Source organism: Rhizobium cerradonense (assembly GCF_030182455.1).
Classification (GTDB): Bacteria; Pseudomonadota; Alphaproteobacteria; order Rhizobiales; family Rhizobiaceae; genus Rhizobium.
In genome coordinates this window covers 425,417-443,412 of sequence record NZ_JAQJCK010000002.1, presented here as the reverse complement: position 1 = coordinate 443,412, position 17,996 = coordinate 425,417, and the positions used below count along the sequence as shown (strand labels likewise).

Here is a 17,996-nt window from a genome sequence, read left to right as displayed (position 1 = left end):
GACCGGCCCATGACGAGCGGAAACCTGCTTCTGACTTTCAATGCCGGCTCCTCGACCGTCAAAATCGGCGTGTTCGAGGTCCGGGAAGACAAAGCCTGCCGCGTCGGCAAGGGCCAGATCGACTTTCGCCTCCAACCCCTCGCCTTCCATTTGACGGCAGGCCGGGCCACCTTCGATCGCTCTCTGCAAACGGATGCGGTCGAGCACTTACACGAAGTCGTGGAGGAAACTTTCGGCATCCTCGGCGAGCATTTCGACATGTCCGCGATAAACGCCATCGGCCATCGCGTGGTCCACGGGGGCGATAGGTTCACCGGCCCGGTGCGCCTCGATGAAGACCGCATCCGCGACATTGAGGATCTGACCGTGCTCGCGCCCCTGCACCAGCCACAGGCGCTGCGCCTGATCCGCGCCGTCAAGCATTTGCGACCGGCGCTCGCACAGACTGCCTCCTTCGACACTGCCTTCCACGCTACGCAGAACGATCTCGTTCGCCGTTTCGCCCTTCCCCGCACGCTGCACGATCAGGGGATCAAACGTTACGGCTTTCACGGCCTTTCCTATGCCTTCATCGCCGCCGAACTGCGGCGGCGGGCACCCCAGGCCGCGGCCGGCAGGGTCATCGTCGCCCATCTTGGCAGCGGAGCCAGCCTGTGCGCCCTCGACAAGGGCGAAAGCCGGGACTGCAGCATGGGGTTCTCGACGCTGGACGGCATTCCCATGGCGACGCGCTGCGGCAATCTCGATCCCGGCGTGCTGCTGCATCTTCTTGGGCCGGAAGGCAGGACGCCGAAAGATGTGGAAGACATGCTCTATCACAAATCCGGTCTGCTCGGTGTCTCCGGCATCAGCGCCGACACGCGCGACCTATTGAAAAGCTCGAAGCTGGAAGCGCGAGAGGCGATCGATCTGTTTTGTCTGCGCATTGCCGGCGAGGTCGCGCGAATGGCGGCGACGCTCGGCGGCCTGGACAGTCTTGTCTTCACCGCCGGCATCGGCGAGCACCAGCCGGAAATTCGCACTGATATCTGCGACCGCCTGCGATGGCTGGGCCTTGAGATCGACGAGGACGCGAACGCCGCCAACGCGCCTATCGTCAGCACATCATCAAGTTCTATTACAGCTTTCGTCATTCCGACGGACGAAGAGCAGATCATTGCCGATGAGGCCCTGTCGATTTTTGCGGGCGAGCGATCCAGATCATAAGCACCACGCTCGATCGGCGATAGTTTCGTATTCGAAAGACCTTCGAAGCCTCGACCCACAAATTTATCGGATACCGATCAAAGTCTAGCAAGTTTGTTGATAGGATATGTGCGGAATCTTACATTGCGTTGCACACCCCGAACCGTCCGCAGAAGACGGCCGGTAACAGGAGCAAGATAGCGAACTCTGATAACCTTCCATCCAACGTTGAATCGCAGCCTCCGCAAGCATCGACATTCGGGCCGGACACAGATACGGGATTGGGTGATCCCGCCTTGCCCGTTCGCTGGGATAGCGCCGAACGACCCTAACGTTCCTTATTTTTCAATAGCTCTCGCCTCTCTATCAAATGATGGTGACTATTGTCGCGCTACTGTAGTCAAGCTTTTCGGGCGGCGGATATTCAAAAAACAGCACCTGAAAACGGCCTTGCGAGAGCGTCCCCCAGGGTCATAGAAATACGTCTAAAGGTTGTGATTAGAAGATGCTTATATTGCGTCACGCTGGGTTGCAGGCGGATTAATCCCCATTTTATCATGACATGACACAACAAGCGGTATAATATTCGCGGGCCTAGATGGAACGCATTTATCCTTGGGGGGCAACACGTGTCCATCAGTTCAGGAATGAAACGCCGGATCGGGCGCAATGCGCCGACGGTCATCATCATAGACCACCATACACTTGCCCGTACGACCATCGTGAAGCTTCTCGAGCACGAACTCGTCGGCTGGGAGTTTGTTGATATGGTCTCTACTGAGAGTCTTGATAGGGCTCTCGGAATGGATGTCCGTCTGATTGCTTTGGGCTTGGAGGGCAGGAGCGTAGAAAGCGCGGAACTGCTGGACGATCTCACGGCTATCGCAGAACGCTTTTCCGAAGCGCCGGTCGCACTGTTGTCGAGTACGGATGACGCCTCTATCGCGTCCCAGGCGCTGAAAATGGGCATTCGTGGCTTTTTCACCACCTCCATTCCCATAGAGATCGCGCTTGCCGGGCTGCGGCTGGTTCTCGCGGGCGGCATATTCTACCCGCAGCCGTTGGATGCGCTGACGAACGGTTTAGCCAGGCACGCCGACTCTCATGATGATAGTCAAAGGATGATAGAGGCGCGGGCGCATAGTCCCGATCTTGCCGACTTCACGCCGCGCGAAGCGGATGTGCTCGCCGAACTGCAACGTGGCTGTTCGAATAAGGTGATTGCAGGAAAGCTCAACCTTTCGGGCCACACGGTAAAAATGCACGTGCAGCACATCATGCGCAAGCTGCAGGTCCAGAACCGGACCGAAGTCGTCGCCCGTTTGGGTTACAGGCTAACCAACGGACATGATGCGGCGGCATCGTAAACTAAGCGCTTTCCTTGGATGTCTTTTCAAGCATTTCGCTTAACGTTGCCGCTGCGAGCATGGTTTCAGCCAAGAGCTTCTTGAGCTTCCGGTTTTCCTCCTCCAAAGCCTTCAACCTCTTGACGTCGAAGCCGACATTTTTGAGCTGCAGGGATTGCCACCGATAGAAGGTCGGTTCGCTGATCCCGTATTTGCTGCACACGTCCGTCACCGTCATGCCACCCTGATGCTCCTTCAGAATGTCCATGATCCTGTCATCATTGAATTTTCGTTTACCCATCACTGCGTCCCTTCGACGGCGACATGCTAGAAATTCAGAGGCGCCAGGAAGGAATGGTGGGAGTACCAATCCATATTCGCGTCGCATTTCCGAGCCCTGCTCCGGGTTTCGCTTCAATCCTCACGAAACGCTCTGTTGAAGCTATCCAGAAGCGGTCTGATTGCATAAAACGCGACACTGCTCTTGCCCGTTTCAATCAATGTCTGGGCGGGCATGCCCGGAACCATCGCGACATCGTGCATCTTCGCCAATCGTTCGTCTGTTACGCGGATCGTCGCCGCATAGTAGGCCTGACCGGTCTGCTTATCGACAAGGCGATCTGCCGAGACATAATCCACTATACCTTTCAGCAGCGGAACACGCCTCTGATTATAAGGTAGAAGATGAACTTGTGCTTCCAACCCCGGATGCACCAAATTAATATCCTCCGGCCGTACATGTGCCGATATCACGAGATGGGCTTCGCGCGGCACCAGATCGACGAGCGGTTCGCCCGCGCCGACCACGCCGCCTGCCGTATGGAAACGCAGGTCCATGACTACCCCGTCCTCAGGCGCCCGGACTTCGGTTCTGGCAAGCTGATCGTCGATCGCCCGCAAACGTTCGCTCAACTGCAGGATCTGACTTTCCGTATCGCGCAGGCCCTGGGCGACTTCATTCAGCCGATCGCTCTGCAGTTTCACCAGATTGGCCTGTGCCTCGCTGATCACCTGATAGGCGCGCGATATCTGGGCGTCCACCTCGCCGGTTTGACCGTCGATATCCGCCTTCTCGCGTCCGAGGTTGAAAATCCTGCTCTTTCTCTCAGCTCCTTTGGAAACGAGGCTGGTAGCCGACTCCATCTCCTGCCGCGAGATTTCGGCCCTGTCGGCGAGCGATGCCTTCTGCGCGCCGAGCCCGATGATCTCCTGCTGGACCTGCCTCATCTTCTCCTGCGTGATCCCTATCTCGGACAGCATCACCTGGCGGCGCGTCTCGAATATCCTTTGCTGCCCAACCATGATGGCTCTGACCGACGGAGTGTCGTTCATCAACGCGACAAGGTCTGGAGGAAAGGTAATCTGGTCGGTACCGCTCTCTTCGGCAACCAGGCGCGCATGCATGCCCTCGGTGTCCCAGAGCTGTCCCTGAACACTGTCGCGCTCCGACCGCGACTTCGTATCGTCGAGTTGGATGAGCACTTGCCCCGAGGTGACGGCGTCGCCGTTCTTGACGAGAATCTGCCTGATGATTCCGCCCTCCAGATGTTGGATGGTCTTGCGGCTGAACTCCGGCTCCACGACACCGGACGCGACCGCTGCGCTCTTCAGCGGAGCGAGAAGCGACCATATCCCGAACCCCAGGATGAAGATGCAGATCAGCAGGTTGCCAGTCCGCTTCACCGACCGCAGTACCGGCATCGGCGACGGCGGCGCCAGCCTCATGAAATCCGCATCGAGGACCGGGGCATAGCTCAGGAACTTCTTGGCGGCTTCCATTCTCTGGGCAGACCGGCTGCTTGGGTTTGACGCGTTTATGAATTTAGCTGGGGCGCCGGAAGGAAGGATGGTGGTCATGACGCGGCCTTTCCTTCCAGTGTCTGCGTCGGCGATGGCGGGCGAAGATAGGTGTCGTAGATGTGCTCGCTTTCTCCAAACGCATTGACCATGCCATTGCGCATGATCGCGATCTTGTTGGTGACGGGAAGAACTCCCATTCGGTGGGTAATGATGACCACGATCATTCGCCTGGATCTCATGCGTTCGATCGCGTTGAACAGGATGCGTTCGCCTTCATAGTCCAGGCTGGAATTCGGATCGTCGAGCACCACCAGCGAGGGATTACCGTAGGCGGCGCGCGCCAATCCGAGCTGCTGCCGCTGAGCGCGCAGCAACAAGTTTCCCCCTTCGCCAATGTCGGTCTCATAGCCCTGCGGCAGCCGCATGATGGTTTCGTGCAGTCCGACAAGCTTTGCCGCTTCGATGGCCCTGGTGGGATCCGCGCCGTCCAGGCGCCCGATCACGTCCTTGATGGCTCCGCCGAAAAGTTCGATATCCTGCGGCAAATAGCCGACATGACGCGTGTTGGCGCAGAGGCGCAGCGCGGAAATGTCGACGCCGCCCAGGAGCGTGCATCCGCTTGTCGGATGCAGGACGCCGGCCATGATCCGGCCGAGCGTCGACTTCCCGGACCCGGACGGGCCGATGAGCGCAACACAGTCACCTGGCATCAGGTGCAGCGTGACGCCTTTCAATATGGGTCGGTCGGCAAACGGCAGGGCGTAGCCGACATTGTCGAGGATGAGACCGCTGGGATCGGGGATGGGTATCGTGCGAAGATCGTCCTGCGAAGAAACTACGATCAGCATCTTATTGAGACGATTGAAGGAATTGCGCGCAAACGCAAACGAACGCCATGCACCGATCGCGCCCTCGACCGGTGCAAGACCCCGGCCGAGCAAAAGGCTCGCGACAAAGATGATGCCGGGGCTGCTGTTATCCTCGAGCACCAGCCATGTGGCCGCTCCCATGACGAGAATCTGGGTTAGAGTCCGGATGGACTTTGAGAACCCCAGAATAATCTCGGTGCGGTGCATGGCGGTGTCCTGCGCTTTTCTGGCCGCCTCGGCATCGCGATAGACGATTTGCGCCGCGCCGTCCTGCATCCCCATGGCGCGGATCACCTGAATATATCGGAGAGCGGTCGCAAGCCGCCCATAGCTTCGGGACAGCGCGAGATTGGCCTGCGCGATCGGCTGCTGTGTCGCCAGTTCCGTCAGGAGGGCAAGCGACAGGAGAGCGACTGCACTTAGAAGACCGATCGCACCCAGCAGGGGATGAACGAGAAAGAGCAGCAGCAGGAAAATCGGCGCCCAGGGAATATCGAAGAGAAGCGCACTTGCCGGCGAATCGAGGAACTGGCGCAGCGAGGCAAGGTCGCGGTAACAATCGGCCGCAACGCTGCTATCTGCACGGGACGCATATTCGAATGAAGCGTTCAGGACATCCGGACGCAATCGATGGTCCAGCCAACTGCCGATGCGCGAAAGTGCTGCTCTGCGCACAATATCAAGAGTGGAGCCGACCACTACCGCAACCGAGATGATGAGCGTCAGCATTATCAGCGTATCGATGCTGCGGCTCGACATCACCCGATCGTATATCTGCAAGAGATAGATGGAAGGGGCGAGAAGAAAGAGATTGTAGCCGCAGCTATAAAGAAAAACCAAGCCGAAGGCTCCGGCGCAGGCCCGAAGGGCTATGACCAGTTGTGTCTGCTGGCGCTGGGCTTGTGCAAGATTTGTTGGCGTCATCAGATCTCGCAGCTCCGGATTATGACAAGGCGAATGCTTGGTCGAACTGTCATAAATACGAGGATCGCTGGCCGGAACCTGCGATCCTCAGGACCCGAATTCACGGGCCGGTTGGCATAATCGATCACGTACCGAGGTGGTGCACGTCGATGCTGCCGCCAAAAGAATTGTCGAAATGATCGAAGGCATTCGATACGGCCGTGCTGATGGTGTCCGTATGAACCAACGCAGTCGATACACTACCGCCTAGTGCCGTGTTGCCGTTACCGCCATTGCCACCCATGCCGGATATGATGGTGGCATGCTGGTCGATCAACGATGTAGTGTCTTGCGTGGCTGTCGTGGCTGCAGAAACCGCTGCTACGTCGCCGCCGCTCACAGAGCCTTGGCTACCGTTCGAAGTGGCGCTCCCGCCAGCTCCACCGGTTGCGGTGAGTGCGGAAAGCGCGGCGTTATAAGCTTGGGCCAATCCGCCAGCTCCGCCGCCGCCGGCATCCCAGTCAGCCATCTGGTGAACGTGATCGCCATTATGGAGATCAGTTGAGGCCCCGTAGACGTCCTGGTAGTTATTGACATAGGCAGTGGGATCGTAGTGAATATTCCCGTTGCCGTATCCGTCGCCGCCATTGCCGGCATTGGCGTTGCCTGCAGTGGGATCGGTGAGATTGATCGTATCAGTTATCTGTGGAATAGGCATAGTTTAACTCCTCTCCTATTCGGTCCGAAAGTCTCCCACGGCCCGATGCCGGTACGTCATTACCAGGCAAGAAAACCGCTTGCAGACAGTGCTCGCAATTCAACCGGTGAACCAGCCGGATATTCGGAGATGTCCCTTTGGGTGGGGTATGGCCGGGAAAGAGGATGTATCCCAAATGGTTATGCCGAAATAACAGCAGGCACGGGGCTCGCAAAAGGGGGCGATGCTCTCCACGAACACTTCCGTTGAGAGTTGGAACGCGGAACTGAAATGATCTGCGCGTGTTCCAGCGAACACGCGCTTCTGACGCAATTTCGACAAAAGTGCTGAGCGGCTTTTCCATCCGCAACTGCGAAAAAACAAAAGATAAAGCAGTCTCTGAACGGCTCAGCCGACCTAGCTATGCATGAAATTGAGGATGTCATCGACGAGAGCCGAATGGGCATCCGTCAGGTTACCCTCACCGCCATGACCGCCAATGCCCGCCAGTTGCAGCGTATGCTGATCGGTGAGGATATGGTCGATCTGCTGGGCGTCGGCCGTGCCGCCGGCGGGAACGGCAATGTTGATGGGATGGAAGTACCCGATGCTGACATCGACGAAACTTCCGTTCGCAGAACCCGCTCCGCCACCGCCGCCCATACTGTTTCCGGTGAAGATCGTGTCCGACGACAGGTTGAAACCGCCGCCGTTGCCGCCGATACCCGCCATCTGGATACCGCCCTGGTCAAAAATCACATCGTTCGTCTGATGAGCTTCCGCCGAGCCGCCAGCAGCGCCGACCGCGATGTTGATTGGCGAAAAGATGGCGACGTTCACATCGATCATGCTGCCGATGAAGTGGCCGTCGCCACCATGGCCAGCATAGTTGTCACCATTGAAAATGAGGGTGTTTGCGGCACTTGAGGCGGCACTCTCCGTCCCTCCGCCACCAGCGGCCAGATTATGGTCGCCGCCCGAGCCGCCGACGCCGCCGATCTGGGTTGCGCCTTGCAGAAACGCTGCGTTGTTCGTCTGTTCCGAATGCGCCACGGATCCCTCACCGCCAGCAACGGCGGTATTCACCGGCGCGAAGACGGCAACATCAGAGCTCACGATACCGCCGAAAAACAGGCCGTTGCCGCCGGTTCCGGCATGGTTGACGGAGGTGCTGCCGATACCGCCGAGCGCGATATTGCCGCTGCCGCCATCGCCGCCAAGGCCGGCCATTTCGGTGGAGTGTTGATTGATAAGCGCACCATTGCCCTGAAAGGCGTCCGCTGTCGAATGAGGGCCGGCTATCGCCATGTTGGATGGGGTGAAGATAGCGAGGGGATTGCTGCTGATAATGCCGGTCGCGATTCCGTCGCCGCCGCTTCCTGCGGAATTGACGTTCTGGTTCGATGCAAGATCCAACGGCATCCATGTGGGAACCAGCGCCAGATGTCCTGCACCGGAACCGGAGAGCACGTTTTGACTCATGCTCGCGTTGGACGCGTCTTCCCCTGTCAGACGAGTTTCCGTCATCGCGGTCTCCCCCTTGCACTCTCGCGCATGGCGCGGATTGTCGAACCCCATTGTGGAATGGGACGGACAAAAAGAAGAGCCTGCAATTCGTCTACGCCCATATGGGCAGGATAACAGCCATTTGGCGGTCATACTTTTTGGCCGTAGGCGGTGAGCACGAAGAGATTGGTCGGCGCATTGTGCAGCATGACTTCACGCTCGAAGGCGAAGCCGCATTTTTCCAGAACATGTCTGGAAGCGACATTGACCGAGCGGACCAGGCCGATGACTCTCTCGGCATGCAAGTCATTGAATGAAAACGCTAAAGCCTCCCTCACCAGCTCGGTCGCATAGCCGTGTCCCCAGCTATCCGGATGCAGATGATAGGACAGATTGAGGCCATCGAATTCCTTCGACACGGTCACGCCGCCGAAGCCGATCAGCCTGCCGTCCGCCTCGACAGCCCAGCGACCGAACCCGTGGTGAGGCCAGTGATCCATGTCACGAGAGAGCCGTCGCGCACTTGCGTCCGGCGTATCCGGCCTCGGATCGGGCCGGTGCGCGACGAGTTCCGGCCGGGCAAAGAGGGCCGTCACGAAGTCGAGGTCGGCCTCAACCGGCATGCGCAACAGCAAGCGCTTCGTGCGTCGAACCAAAGGTAATGGCATTGGACCACTCTCTCGAAATTCACACTGCCTCGTCCAAAGGAACCTTGTCGAAGCAGCAGGCAGCCGTGGAAACGCCCATGCTGCAGCCACTCGCCTTCAGCGCTTCCGCCACGACTTCCACGAACAAGCGACGCAGCCAGACCGACCGGCTGTCGGCCTGATCGACGCGGCGATAGAGCATCGTCACCGGGTCCGCCGGCAATTCGAACGGCGGCGCTGAAATCGTCAGATCGTGAAGCTGCGCCATGCAGCGGGCAATGGACTCCGGAACGGTCGCAATGGCCGGAATGGCGCGCAATGTCGGCGGCAAAGCGGAAAAACGCGGCACTGTCGCCACCACCTGGCGGCGATGGCCGAGGCGTGCAAGAGCGACATCGACATTGGTCGATATGGCGCCCTCGAGTGACACCGTCACATGCGGCGCATTCGCGAACTGCTTCAGGCTCAGCGGCATCGTGCATTTCAAATGCCGGGCATCGTAGATGCACAACGAGGCCTGTTCGAACAAAGGCGCGCGAATATGCCAGGAGGCGGGTTCGTCATGCACGGAGATGCTGAACTCATAGGCTCCCTCGTCCAGCAGACGCGCGGCATCGCGCCTGTCGAACGCCACGCTGACCAATCGAACGCCGGGCGCCAGCTTCCGCAACCGCGCCGCCAGTGGCCCGAAGAAAGCCGATTCCAAATTGTCGCATAGCCCGACGCGGAACTCACCCTCCCAGCTTCCGGGATCGAAGGCCGCCGGAGGGCGGATGGCGCGCTCGATGCCCGAAAGCGCATCCTCGATGGCCGGAGCAATGGAAAGAGCGCGAGGCGTCGGCTGCAAGCCGCGTCCGACGCGCACGAACAATTCGTCATCGAGCGTCTCGCGCAGCCGGCGCAGAGCAGCGGACAGGCCGGGCTGGCCAAGCAGCAGGCGCTCGGCGGCACGGCTCACATTCCGTTCCTGCATGAGCACGGAAAAGGCGAGCAGCAGATTGAGGTCGATCTTTCGAAGCGTGGCGTCATTCATCATCACCAGTAATACCTGACATGGTTACTATCAATTTGCAATAGGGTTGGAAGCTGTACATTTTCTCGTTCCCTGCCGCCCGCCAACCTCCCGAGAGGCGGCAGCATACGAAGGAACGATCCCGATGATTTATTCCAAACCACGAAGCGGAGCCGGGCTGGCATTGCTGCTGCTTTGCGCCGCCAACTTCCTGGACGCCATGGATGTCTCCACCATCGGCGTAGCCCTGCCCGCAATCCAGACAGAGCTCGGCATTCCGGCGACATCGCTGCAATGGGCCGTCAGTGCCTATGTGCTCGGCTATGGCGGCTTTCTGCTGCTCGGCGGCCGCGTTGCCGATCTTTTCGGCCATCGCCGCGTCTTCCTCTGGTCGCTCGGCGTCTTCGCCGCCGCCAGCATCGCCGGCGGTTTCGTCGACAGCGCGCCGACCTTGATCGCCGCACGTCTGGTCAAGGGCATAGCCGCAGCCTTCACCGCGCCGGCGGCACTCGCTCTGCTGCTGTCCGTATTTGGGGAAGGAAGCGCCCGCGCCAAGGCGCTCGGCGTATTCTCCTCCACCGGCGCTGCCGGATTTGTGCTCGGCATGGTGCTGGGCGGCGCCGCAACCATCATTAGCTGGCGGGCGACGCTGGTCATGGGCGCGCCCGTTGCCATCCTCGCACTGATGCTTGCGCCCTTCGTCCTGCCTACCGATCATCGGCGCACTGGGCCGCGGCCGCACTTCGACTGGGCCGGTGCGCTGACGATCACGCCCGGATTGCTGCTCTTCGTCTTCGGCATTACCAACGCCGCAGCCGCGGGCTGGCAGGCATTTCCGACCTGGGGAGCATTGGTCGCGGCGGTGGTCCTCATCCTGCTCTTCCTGCTGGTCGAGGCCCGGCATAGGGATCCGATGGTGCCGCTTGCCATCTTCCGGCGGGCAAAGCTCAGCCATGCCAACGCCATTGCCGCTCTTTTCCAGGGCTCCTATGTCGGCTTCCAGTTCATCGCGACGCTCTACTACCAGGACGTCGTCGGCTGGTCGGCCTTCGCTACTGGCTTTTCCTTCGCCTTCGGCGGCGTCTGTGTCATGTTCCTAGCACCACGATTTGCGGCGATCGGGCAAAATCGCGGCACGACCGGCCTGATGACGCTTGGCGTCGGGCTGCAAGCCATCAGCTATGTCTTCTGGGTCCTCTCGGTCGGAAACATCAATCCGATCCTGCTCGTCGCCGTCTCTCAGCTATTGCTCGGCGTCGGCTATGCCATGACCTATCCGTCGGTGCAGGTGGCCGCCCTCTCCGATGTCGAAGACGATAAGTCGGGCCTGGCCTCCGGGCTGCTGTTCGCCTCCTTCCAGATCGGCGGCGGCATCGTATTGGCAGCCGCATCCGCCACCTTCGGCGCGGCACCAAGCTTCGGCTGGAATCCCTATATCGCCGGCACCGCCTTCGTCGCGATATTGGCCGCTACGGTGACATTGCTGGCGGCGGTCGGCCCGAGGACATCGACGTCGCGTTCGAATGTCTATCAGGCGGCGGAATAGTTGGTGTCGCAAATACCCGCACCGTCTTGAGTGCGGGTATTTGCAATCAGCCAGCGTCGACTATCCCGAAGCTGATTGTCGAAGGAAATGGCCATTGCCCCGGCAAATATTATGATGACGACAGTGCCGCCGCCTCGGCGGCACGCCGCATCAGCAGGTCGCGTTCCCGCTGGTTTCCGGCCAGGGCTGCCGCCGCTTCAAAAGCGGCTTTCGCCTCCTCATGGCGAGCAAGCTTCTGCAGCAGATCGCCGCGAACGCTCGGTAACAGGTGATATCCCCTGAGCGCCGGCTCGTCTGCAAGCTGATCCACGATCGCCAGCCCAGCCTCCGGCCCTTCCGCCATGCCAACCGCGACGGCGCGATTGAGTTCGATGATCGGCGAAGGCACAACCGCCGCCAGTTTCGCATAGAGCCCGGCTATGCGCGCCCAATCGGTCGCCTCGGCTGTCCTGGCCTCCGCGTGGCAGGCGACAATGGCCGCCTGCAGAGCGTAAGCACCGCTTGCACCGCCGAGATCCCGTGCCCGCGCAAGTGCTCGCAGCCCTCGCCGGATCTGGAGCTGATCCCAAAGGGCACGGTTCTGTTCCAGCAGAAGGATCGGCTCGCCCGCTGCGTCGGTGCGCGCCGCAGCGCGCGAGGCGTTCAGCTCCATCAGCGCCAGCAGCCCATGTGCCTCGGGTTCGTTTGGAGAGACCGAGGTGAGCACGCGGCCCATGCGCAGTGCTTCGTTGCAGAGCTGAGGCCGCAGCCAGTCCTCGCCGCGCGCCGCCGTATAGCCTTCGTTAAAAATGAGATAGACGACCTCCAGCACGGAGGCGAGCCGCTGCGCGAGCTCCTCGCCGCGGGGCGTCTCATAGGCGAGACCTGATTCCGAAAGGGTTCGTTTGGCGCGGACGATACGCTGTGCGATCGTCGCCTCCGGCAACAGAAAAGCCCGCGCGATCTCCTCTGTCGTCAAGCCGCAGATCATCCGCAACGCCAAGGCGACCCGGGCCTCCCGCGATATCAATGGATGGCAGGCGGTGAAAACGAGACGGAGCAGTTCGTCGCCTATGTCGTCGTCGAGGGCAGCGTCTAAATCGGGCATGGCCTGCTGCTCCTCGTCCATATCCCGGGCGATCATGTCGTGCTTGCGCCCAAGCATCTCGCGGCGGCGCATATGATCCAGCGCGCGGCGCTTGGCGGTCGCCATCAGCCATGCACCGGGTCTTTCCGGAACACCCGTCTCCGGCCACCGTTCCAGAGCCGCCAACAGCGCTTCCTGCGTCAGGTCTTCGGCCAAAGGCACGTCGCGCAACATCCTTGCCAGGCTGGTGATCAGCCGGGGCTGCTCGATCCGCCAGACGGCGAGGATCGTGCGATGGGCGTTGGCGGCCGTCATGGCCGCCTATTCCCTCTTTCGGCCGCTCGCCTCACGCGACCTCGGCCGCGACCGAGTGCGCGCTGCATGGGTACATATCCGGCGTGAAGAACGGACGAACCTCGCACGTGCCCTCCCAGCCCGGCATGTGATCTATGTGGAGCTGCATGAATTCGACCGTCAGCGCCAACGCTTCCTCCTTGTTCTGAAATTCGAAGATCGCATAGCCGCCAACCACTTCCTTTGCCTCAACGAACGGGCCATCGACGATGACGAGTTTGCCGTCCTTGATGCTGACGCGAGCCCCGGTTTCCATCGGCATAAGCCCGGCGGTGTCGATCATGCGGCCGGCCTTGGTCTCGCGATCGGCGAGCTTGCTGATGGCTTCCATGAGCTCCGGCGTCGGCATGCCGATTTGAGCGGAGGTGATGATAGACATGAAACGCATTTGACCATTCCTTTCGAGGCGAGCCGCTGGCGCCAGTGCCGCTGAATTGTCTCGCTCAATACAACGACGAAGCAGTCCTTCGAAAATCGACAGACGATTTGAAAAAATGCATCGAAGGCGCCTCTGGCTCAAGATCCCAAACAGGCGCCGCGCTCTTCCCCGCACTCTTCATTGACTTCGAACGGTCGTTGAAAGATGGTTGGAGCCAACGCCGAAGCCATTGGATTTGAAGGGATGATAATACCTTCAGCCCTGGCAAGCATGAAGCCGCGAAAGCCGACAACAGGAGCCTGTTTTATGTTCGATCACATCTCGATTGGTGTCAAAAGCCTGGACAGAGCGCGGCAATTCTACGACGCGGCACTGGCACCGCTCGGCTACGAGCGGCTGTCGAATTTCGAAGGCACGATCGGATATGGCGCGGAGCGGGCGCAATTTTGGGTCATGGAAGTGGAGCGGCCGGTTCCGGCCGATCGCGGCTCCGGGCTGCATTTCTGCTTCGTCGCGCCGAGCCAGGCGGCGGTCGACGCCTTCTACGCCGCCGCGCTTGCCAACGGCGGCGAGGACAACGGCAAGCCTGGCATCCGGCCTGACTACAGCCAATTCTATTACGCAGCCTTCATCATCGATCCCGACGGTTATCGCCTCGAAGCTTACTTCCAGACCGGCGAATAATCTGCGGATAGAAATACAATAGAAGCGCCGGTCAGGCGGGCCTCGGCTAGGATTTTCCGCCGGATACAAAACAAGCCCGCCTTCAATCCTGAGCTGTCCCGTGCTAATCTCCTCGCCTTCGTCCGAGAATATCAGTGCTATCCTATTGTAACCTTCACCTTGGAGGCAGACATGACGATATTCAGCAAGGCAGTTATCTCTCGGCCGGGCGCTGAACGGATCGCCCGCACGCCCTTCGGCGCCCCCGTCGTCATTCACGCAACCGCCGCGGATACAAATGGCGCCATGGGCATGTGGGAAACATTCACCGCGCCCGGCCAAGGACCCGCGCCGCACACCCATACGCGCGAGATGGAGGTATTTCGCATCATTCGTGGCACATACCGCTTCCAGTGCGGCGAAGAGGGGTTCGATGCCGCTCCCGGCACCGTCGTCGCGCTGCCCCCACATGTGCGCCATAGCTGGCGCAACATCAGCGACGAAACCGGCCAGATGTTCGTCACTGTTACGCCCGGCGGATGTGAACAACTTTTCATAGACATCGAAGCGACAGGCGCGGATACGCCCGAAAAGATTGCTGTCATCGAGGCAAGGCTGGGAATCGTCAACGACGAAACCGAGGCCCTCTCCGCTCGCTCCGCAAATGATCGCGCTCGGTAATCGCCGCAATCGCGGAAATCTACTGTTCATTCACCAAAAGGAGAAACCGTGGGTCGTAAGCATTTGATGTTTCAGGCTACTGTCAGGCTTCTGCCGTAGGGAATGATGGGCGAAGATCATCAGTGCGTTTCGAGGCCGACGGACCCTCGTCCCATTCCTGTATGCGATGACGGAAGACGGCGTTTCCTGATGTATGAAGATTATGTTGCCTACCCCAAACGTGCGGCGTCGTTCGGAAGGCCGCTCGCCTCGTTCCTAGCACTATCCGCACTTTGGTGTTTGCTGCTTCTTCTCTTCAACAGATTTCCCCAGATCGATCTTTCCGTCGCCGGTAGCGTCTTTACGAATGGGCCTTGCGCTTCGGCAGACCCGGTCGGCGATGTCTGCGGCATGTTTGGCTATGACAGGGATCGGCTCTTCGTCAATCTGCGCTCCATCACGCTCGTTTTACCCTATATCGCAGTGGTCGTGCTGCTCGCCGTCATTTACTTGTCCTGGAGGAAACTCGGACCCCATTGGCGCACACCAAAAGTCAACCAGTGCGTAGCGGCACTCCTGTCACTTGCCCTCGGCTGCGGCGTCATCGTCAATCTGATCCTGAAAGCGTTCTCCGGCCGGCCGCGCCCCCGCGATACCGATCTCTTCGGTGGAGTGTTCAATTTCGTTGAGGCGGGCTCGTTTGCCGGCCAATGCCTGAAGAATTGTTCTTTCATTTCCGGAGAGTCATCATCGGCCGGATGGCTTCTCTGTCTCGTCCTGCTGCTGCCGCCGCGCTGGCGTCTTCCTCTCGGAGTGCCGCTCGCCGTCGCGTCGATCATAATGCCGACGATGCGTGTTCTGACCGGTGCCCACTATCTCTCCGATGCAGTCCTCGGTTGGCTTTTGTCGCTGGTCATCTTCGCAGCCATGTTGACCGTTTTCGAGATTTTCGGCCCCAGATCGCAGCGGCCTTGAGCGCAATGTTGCCGCGTTCAGCCGGCTTTCGGAAGAACGCTCGACCGGTGATGTCCCGATTTTCCGGCGCTTGAAGATGCTGTAGCTCTGCGGATGCGAGCGGTGAGCTCGCCAAGCCCGAACGGCTTTATAAGATAGTCCACCGCACCAATGCTCATTCCAGTCATTTGGTCCGAGAGCTGATCATAAGCGGACATGATGATCACCGGCGTCGAATCGACCTTCGTCCCCATATATCTCAGCAGTTCCAGGCCGCTTCCGTCCGGCAGGCGAAGGTCGAGGAGAACGACGCTATAAGCTCCGGCGGCGGCCGCCGTCATCGCGGACTTAAGGTCCGTCGACCAATCGACTGTCCAGCCCTCTGCAAGCAAATGATCCTGCACCGCATTGCCGATAATGGCATTGTCTTCGACCAGCAAAATCCGCACGACTTCTCCCTTGTTCGAGACATGAAGCTATGATCGGGATTGCTGACGGCGACCTGAAATTCGCGTGCCCAAGCGCCGAAAAGAGCGGGAAAACGGCAACGATCGTCAATCAGTTGTGCACAAACGAATGCCGTTCAGGTAAATGTCAGGAACGGCGGGCACGGTCGCGCGCTTTAAAATAGTCAAAGTTGCGCCCTATGCGCTGCGGTCTGCGGTTTCCGACTCGCTTCGCAGGAAACGCCTTGGAGAAAAACATTGGACGATAAAAACATCCAGCCTGGCCGACGAAGCATCCGGCCAGCAATCGGCAGCGTTACACTTTGCCTTTTAACCACGATTTATATCCTTCTTGTGACGAACCAGGCATTTTGGACCAAGGCTTATGGTTATTTTATTGCGGAGCCTGTTGCCTTTGCCGCCTTCGCCATTGGCATCTCCGCGGCCATCATGGCGCTCTTCACGTCTTTCTCCGCCAAATACCTCACGAAGCCGATCCTGATTTTCTTCGTTCTCGTGGCGGCGGTGTCCTCCTGGTTCAACGATCAATTCGGGGTCATCATCGACAAGGAGATGATCCGTAATGCCGCGGTATCGACTGGCGCCGAGGCTGGCCATCTGATCACGCTGCGCTTTGCGATGCATGTGCTGCTGACGGGTGTTTTGCCATCTCTGGTGATTGCATGGGTACGCATCGCGCATCGCCCCCTTCTCAAGAAGCTTGCCTATAATACCGCTGTCATCCTCTCCTGCCTCACCGTCTTCGTGATCGTAGGCACCAGCTTCTACAAGACGTTCGCAGGTGTCGGCCGTGCGCACCCCGATCTCGTGGATATGCTCAATCCAGTAATGCCGATCACCAGCGCCGTGCGCTACGCCATCAACTCGCGCAAGGATTCAAGCATTGTCGCACAGCCTCTGGGGACGGATGCCCACAGGGTTGGCACGACAGATAACGGCAAGCCGCGCGTGACGATCATCGTCGCCGGCGAAACCGCGCGTGCCAAAAACTTTTCACTCGGCGGCTATGGCAAGATGACCAATCCGGAACTGGCGAAACAGAATGTGGTCTACTTCCCCAAGACCAGCAGTTGCGGGACGGCGACAGCAACCTCGATCCCTTGTCTGTTCTCCGTTTATACGCGGGAGCAATATACCCACCTGAAGGGCCTAGAGACGCAGAATCTTCTTGACGTGCTGACCCATGCGAAGGTCGACGTGAGCTGGCTGGACAACGATACGGGCAGCTATCACGTCACCGACCGCGTTCCCTACACCTATCTGCCGACATCGGCCGATCCCCGCTTCTGCAAGGATGGCGAATGCCTGGATGCTATCCTGGTGGACAAGGTCGATAACTGGCTGGACCATGTCAAAGGAGACAGCGTCCTCGTGCTGCATCAACTCGGCAGCCACGGCCCTGCCTACTACCAGCGCTATCCCGAAGAGTTCCGCCGCTTCCAGCCCGACTGCCGCGCCAATGATTTCGGCAGTTGCACGCCGGAAGAGATCACCAACGCCTACGACAATACGATCCTCTATACGGACCATATCGTTTCGACGGTGATCGATAAATTGAAGCAGCGCTCAAATTCGCTGTCCGGCGCAGTCGTGTATTTCTCCGATCACGGCGAGTCGCTTGGCGAAAACGGGATCTACCTGCACGGTACGCCCTATATCATCGCCCCTTCGGAACAGACCCATGTGCCGTTCCTGGTCTGGGTGGCCGACGATCTGGCAAAGACGGGCGGCTATGACATGGCCTGCCTCGGAAAACGCGCCGCTGACGGCACCTATTCTCACGACAATATCTTCCACAGCGTCCTCGGCCTGATGGATGTCGCGACGAAGGTCTACGACCGCAGCCTGGATGTCTTCGCCGAATGCCGCCGTTCGCCGAACAAGCTGGCGCAATTGAATTGACGGCGAGCAGCCTCGAACCCGACTTGCGGTCCCGCTAAGC

Annotated in this window: 17 protein-coding genes; 7 read left to right on the top strand and 10 right to left on the bottom strand. The window is 59.4% G+C overall.

Annotation, left to right across the window (positions count from 1 at the left end):
• The first annotated feature begins 9 nt into the window (after positions 1-9).
• Positions 10-1,206, top strand: a complete 1,197-nt coding sequence (locus PH547_RS06315; RefSeq protein ID WP_285167793.1) for an acetate/propionate family kinase — start codon at positions 10-12, stop codon at positions 1,204-1,206.
• A 626-nt stretch (positions 1,207-1,832) separates the two neighbouring features.
• Complete coding sequence (locus tag PH547_RS06310; protein ID WP_285167894.1) at positions 1,833-2,552, top strand: LuxR C-terminal-related transcriptional regulator; 720 nt, start codon at positions 1,833-1,835, stop codon at positions 2,550-2,552.
• A 1-nt stretch (position 2,553) separates the two neighbouring features.
• On the opposite strand, the gene PH547_RS06305 is transcribed toward PH547_RS06310, so the two are convergent.
• From PH547_RS06305 to PH547_RS06275, 7 genes are all read right to left on the bottom strand, one after another.
• Positions 2,554-2,832: a transposase gene (locus PH547_RS06305; RefSeq protein WP_028751823.1), complete on the bottom strand. Its 279-nt coding sequence runs from the start codon at positions 2,830-2,832 to the stop codon at positions 2,554-2,556.
• Between the two features lie 113 nt (positions 2,833-2,945).
• The gene (locus tag PH547_RS06300) at positions 2,946-4,388 is read right to left on the bottom strand and encodes an HlyD family type I secretion periplasmic adaptor subunit (protein ID WP_285167790.1); all 1,443 of its coding nucleotides are present in this window, start codon (positions 4,386-4,388) and stop codon (positions 2,946-2,948) included.
• On the bottom strand, positions 4,385-6,124 hold the full coding sequence (locus PH547_RS06295; protein ID WP_285167788.1) for a type I secretion system permease/ATPase: 1,740 nt from the start codon (positions 6,122-6,124) through the stop codon (positions 4,385-4,387). The genes PH547_RS06300 and PH547_RS06295 overlap by 4 nt, the downstream gene beginning before the upstream one ends.
• Before the next feature lie 124 nt (positions 6,125-6,248).
• Positions 6,249-6,821 (bottom strand): PE-PGRS family protein, encoded by a 573-nt coding sequence (locus tag PH547_RS06290; RefSeq protein ID WP_104823925.1) that lies wholly within the window; start codon positions 6,819-6,821, stop codon positions 6,249-6,251.
• Between the two features lie 396 nt (positions 6,822-7,217).
• Positions 7,218-8,327 carry a hypothetical protein gene (locus PH547_RS06285; RefSeq protein WP_104823926.1) on the bottom strand — a complete coding sequence of 370 codons (1,110 nt, stop codon included), beginning with the start codon at positions 8,325-8,327 and terminating at the stop codon, positions 7,218-7,220.
• Between the two features lie 128 nt (positions 8,328-8,455).
• On the bottom strand, positions 8,456-8,974 hold the full coding sequence (locus PH547_RS06280; RefSeq protein ID WP_104823927.1) for a GNAT family N-acetyltransferase: 519 nt from the start codon (positions 8,972-8,974) through the stop codon (positions 8,456-8,458).
• 19 nt (positions 8,975-8,993) lie between these two features.
• Positions 8,994-9,989: a LysR family transcriptional regulator gene (locus PH547_RS06275; protein ID WP_104823928.1), complete on the bottom strand. Its 996-nt coding sequence runs from the start codon at positions 9,987-9,989 to the stop codon at positions 8,994-8,996.
• Between the two features lie 121 nt (positions 9,990-10,110).
• Here PH547_RS06275 and PH547_RS06270 point away from each other — a divergent pair, with 121 nt between their 5' ends.
• A complete protein-coding gene (locus tag PH547_RS06270; protein ID WP_104823929.1) occupies positions 10,111-11,511 on the top strand; it encodes an MFS transporter in 1,401 nt (466 codons plus the stop codon).
• Between the two features lie 109 nt (positions 11,512-11,620).
• On the opposite strand, the gene PH547_RS06265 is transcribed toward PH547_RS06270, so the two are convergent.
• Both PH547_RS06265 and PH547_RS06260 read right to left on the bottom strand, forming a co-directional pair.
• Positions 11,621-12,892: an RNA polymerase sigma factor gene (locus tag PH547_RS06265; RefSeq protein ID WP_104823930.1), complete on the bottom strand. Its 1,272-nt coding sequence runs from the start codon at positions 12,890-12,892 to the stop codon at positions 11,621-11,623.
• 31 nt (positions 12,893-12,923) lie between these two features.
• Positions 12,924-13,319, bottom strand: coding sequence for a YciI family protein (locus PH547_RS06260; protein WP_104823931.1), 396 nt, complete (start codon positions 13,317-13,319; stop codon positions 12,924-12,926).
• A 297-nt stretch (positions 13,320-13,616) separates the two neighbouring features.
• On the opposite strand from PH547_RS06260, the gene PH547_RS06255 reads away from it, so the two are divergent.
• From PH547_RS06255 to PH547_RS06245, 3 genes are all read left to right on the top strand, one after another.
• Positions 13,617-13,994 carry a VOC family protein gene (locus PH547_RS06255; protein ID WP_104823932.1) on the top strand — a complete coding sequence of 126 codons (378 nt, stop codon included), beginning with the start codon at positions 13,617-13,619 and terminating at the stop codon, positions 13,992-13,994.
• A 171-nt stretch (positions 13,995-14,165) separates the two neighbouring features.
• Positions 14,166-14,654, top strand: coding sequence for a cupin domain-containing protein (locus PH547_RS06250; RefSeq protein ID WP_283046917.1), 489 nt, complete (start codon positions 14,166-14,168; stop codon positions 14,652-14,654).
• A 189-nt stretch (positions 14,655-14,843) separates the two neighbouring features.
• A complete protein-coding gene (locus PH547_RS06245; protein WP_104823934.1) occupies positions 14,844-15,608 on the top strand; it encodes a phosphatase PAP2 family protein in 765 nt (254 codons plus the stop codon).
• Between the two features lie 17 nt (positions 15,609-15,625).
• Here the strand turns inward: PH547_RS06245 and PH547_RS06240 are convergent, their stop codons facing one another.
• Positions 15,626-16,036: a response regulator gene (locus PH547_RS06240; protein WP_104823935.1), complete on the bottom strand. Its 411-nt coding sequence runs from the start codon at positions 16,034-16,036 to the stop codon at positions 15,626-15,628.
• A 255-nt stretch (positions 16,037-16,291) separates the two neighbouring features.
• On the opposite strand from PH547_RS06240, the gene PH547_RS06235 reads away from it, so the two are divergent.
• Complete coding sequence (locus PH547_RS06235) at positions 16,292-17,956, top strand: phosphoethanolamine transferase (protein WP_104823936.1); 1,665 nt, start codon at positions 16,292-16,294, stop codon at positions 17,954-17,956.
• The last annotated feature ends 40 nt before the right edge of the window (positions 17,957-17,996 follow it).

Coding starts and splice junctions, on each gene's coding strand:
- PH547_RS06315 (WP_285167793.1), top strand. CDS start 10: ATGACGAGCGGAAACCTGCTTCTGACTTTCAATGCCGGCTCCTCGACC.
- PH547_RS06310 (WP_285167894.1), top strand. CDS start 1,833: ATGAAACGCCGGATCGGGCGCAATGCGCCGACGGTCATCATCATAGAC.
- PH547_RS06305 (WP_028751823.1), bottom strand. CDS start 2,832: ATGGGTAAACGAAAATTCAATGATGACAGGATCATGGACATTCTGAAG.
- PH547_RS06300 (WP_285167790.1), bottom strand. CDS start 4,388: ATGACCACCATCCTTCCTTCCGGCGCCCCAGCTAAATTCATAAACGCG.
- PH547_RS06295 (WP_285167788.1), bottom strand. CDS start 6,124: ATGACGCCAACAAATCTTGCACAAGCCCAGCGCCAGCAGACACAACTG.
- PH547_RS06290 (WP_104823925.1), bottom strand. CDS start 6,821: ATGCCTATTCCACAGATAACTGATACGATCAATCTCACCGATCCCACT.
- PH547_RS06285 (WP_104823926.1), bottom strand. CDS start 8,327: ATGACGGAAACTCGTCTGACAGGGGAAGACGCGTCCAACGCGAGCATG.
- PH547_RS06280 (WP_104823927.1), bottom strand. CDS start 8,974: ATGCCATTACCTTTGGTTCGACGCACGAAGCGCTTGCTGTTGCGCATG.
- PH547_RS06275 (WP_104823928.1), bottom strand. CDS start 9,989: ATGATGAATGACGCCACGCTTCGAAAGATCGACCTCAATCTGCTGCTC.
- PH547_RS06270 (WP_104823929.1), top strand. CDS start 10,111: ATGATTTATTCCAAACCACGAAGCGGAGCCGGGCTGGCATTGCTGCTG.
- PH547_RS06265 (WP_104823930.1), bottom strand. CDS start 12,892: ATGACGGCCGCCAACGCCCATCGCACGATCCTCGCCGTCTGGCGGATC.
- PH547_RS06260 (WP_104823931.1), bottom strand. CDS start 13,319: ATGCGTTTCATGTCTATCATCACCTCCGCTCAAATCGGCATGCCGACG.
- PH547_RS06255 (WP_104823932.1), top strand. CDS start 13,617: ATGTTCGATCACATCTCGATTGGTGTCAAAAGCCTGGACAGAGCGCGG.
- PH547_RS06250 (WP_283046917.1), top strand. CDS start 14,166: ATGACGATATTCAGCAAGGCAGTTATCTCTCGGCCGGGCGCTGAACGG.
- PH547_RS06245 (WP_104823934.1), top strand. CDS start 14,844: ATGTATGAAGATTATGTTGCCTACCCCAAACGTGCGGCGTCGTTCGGA.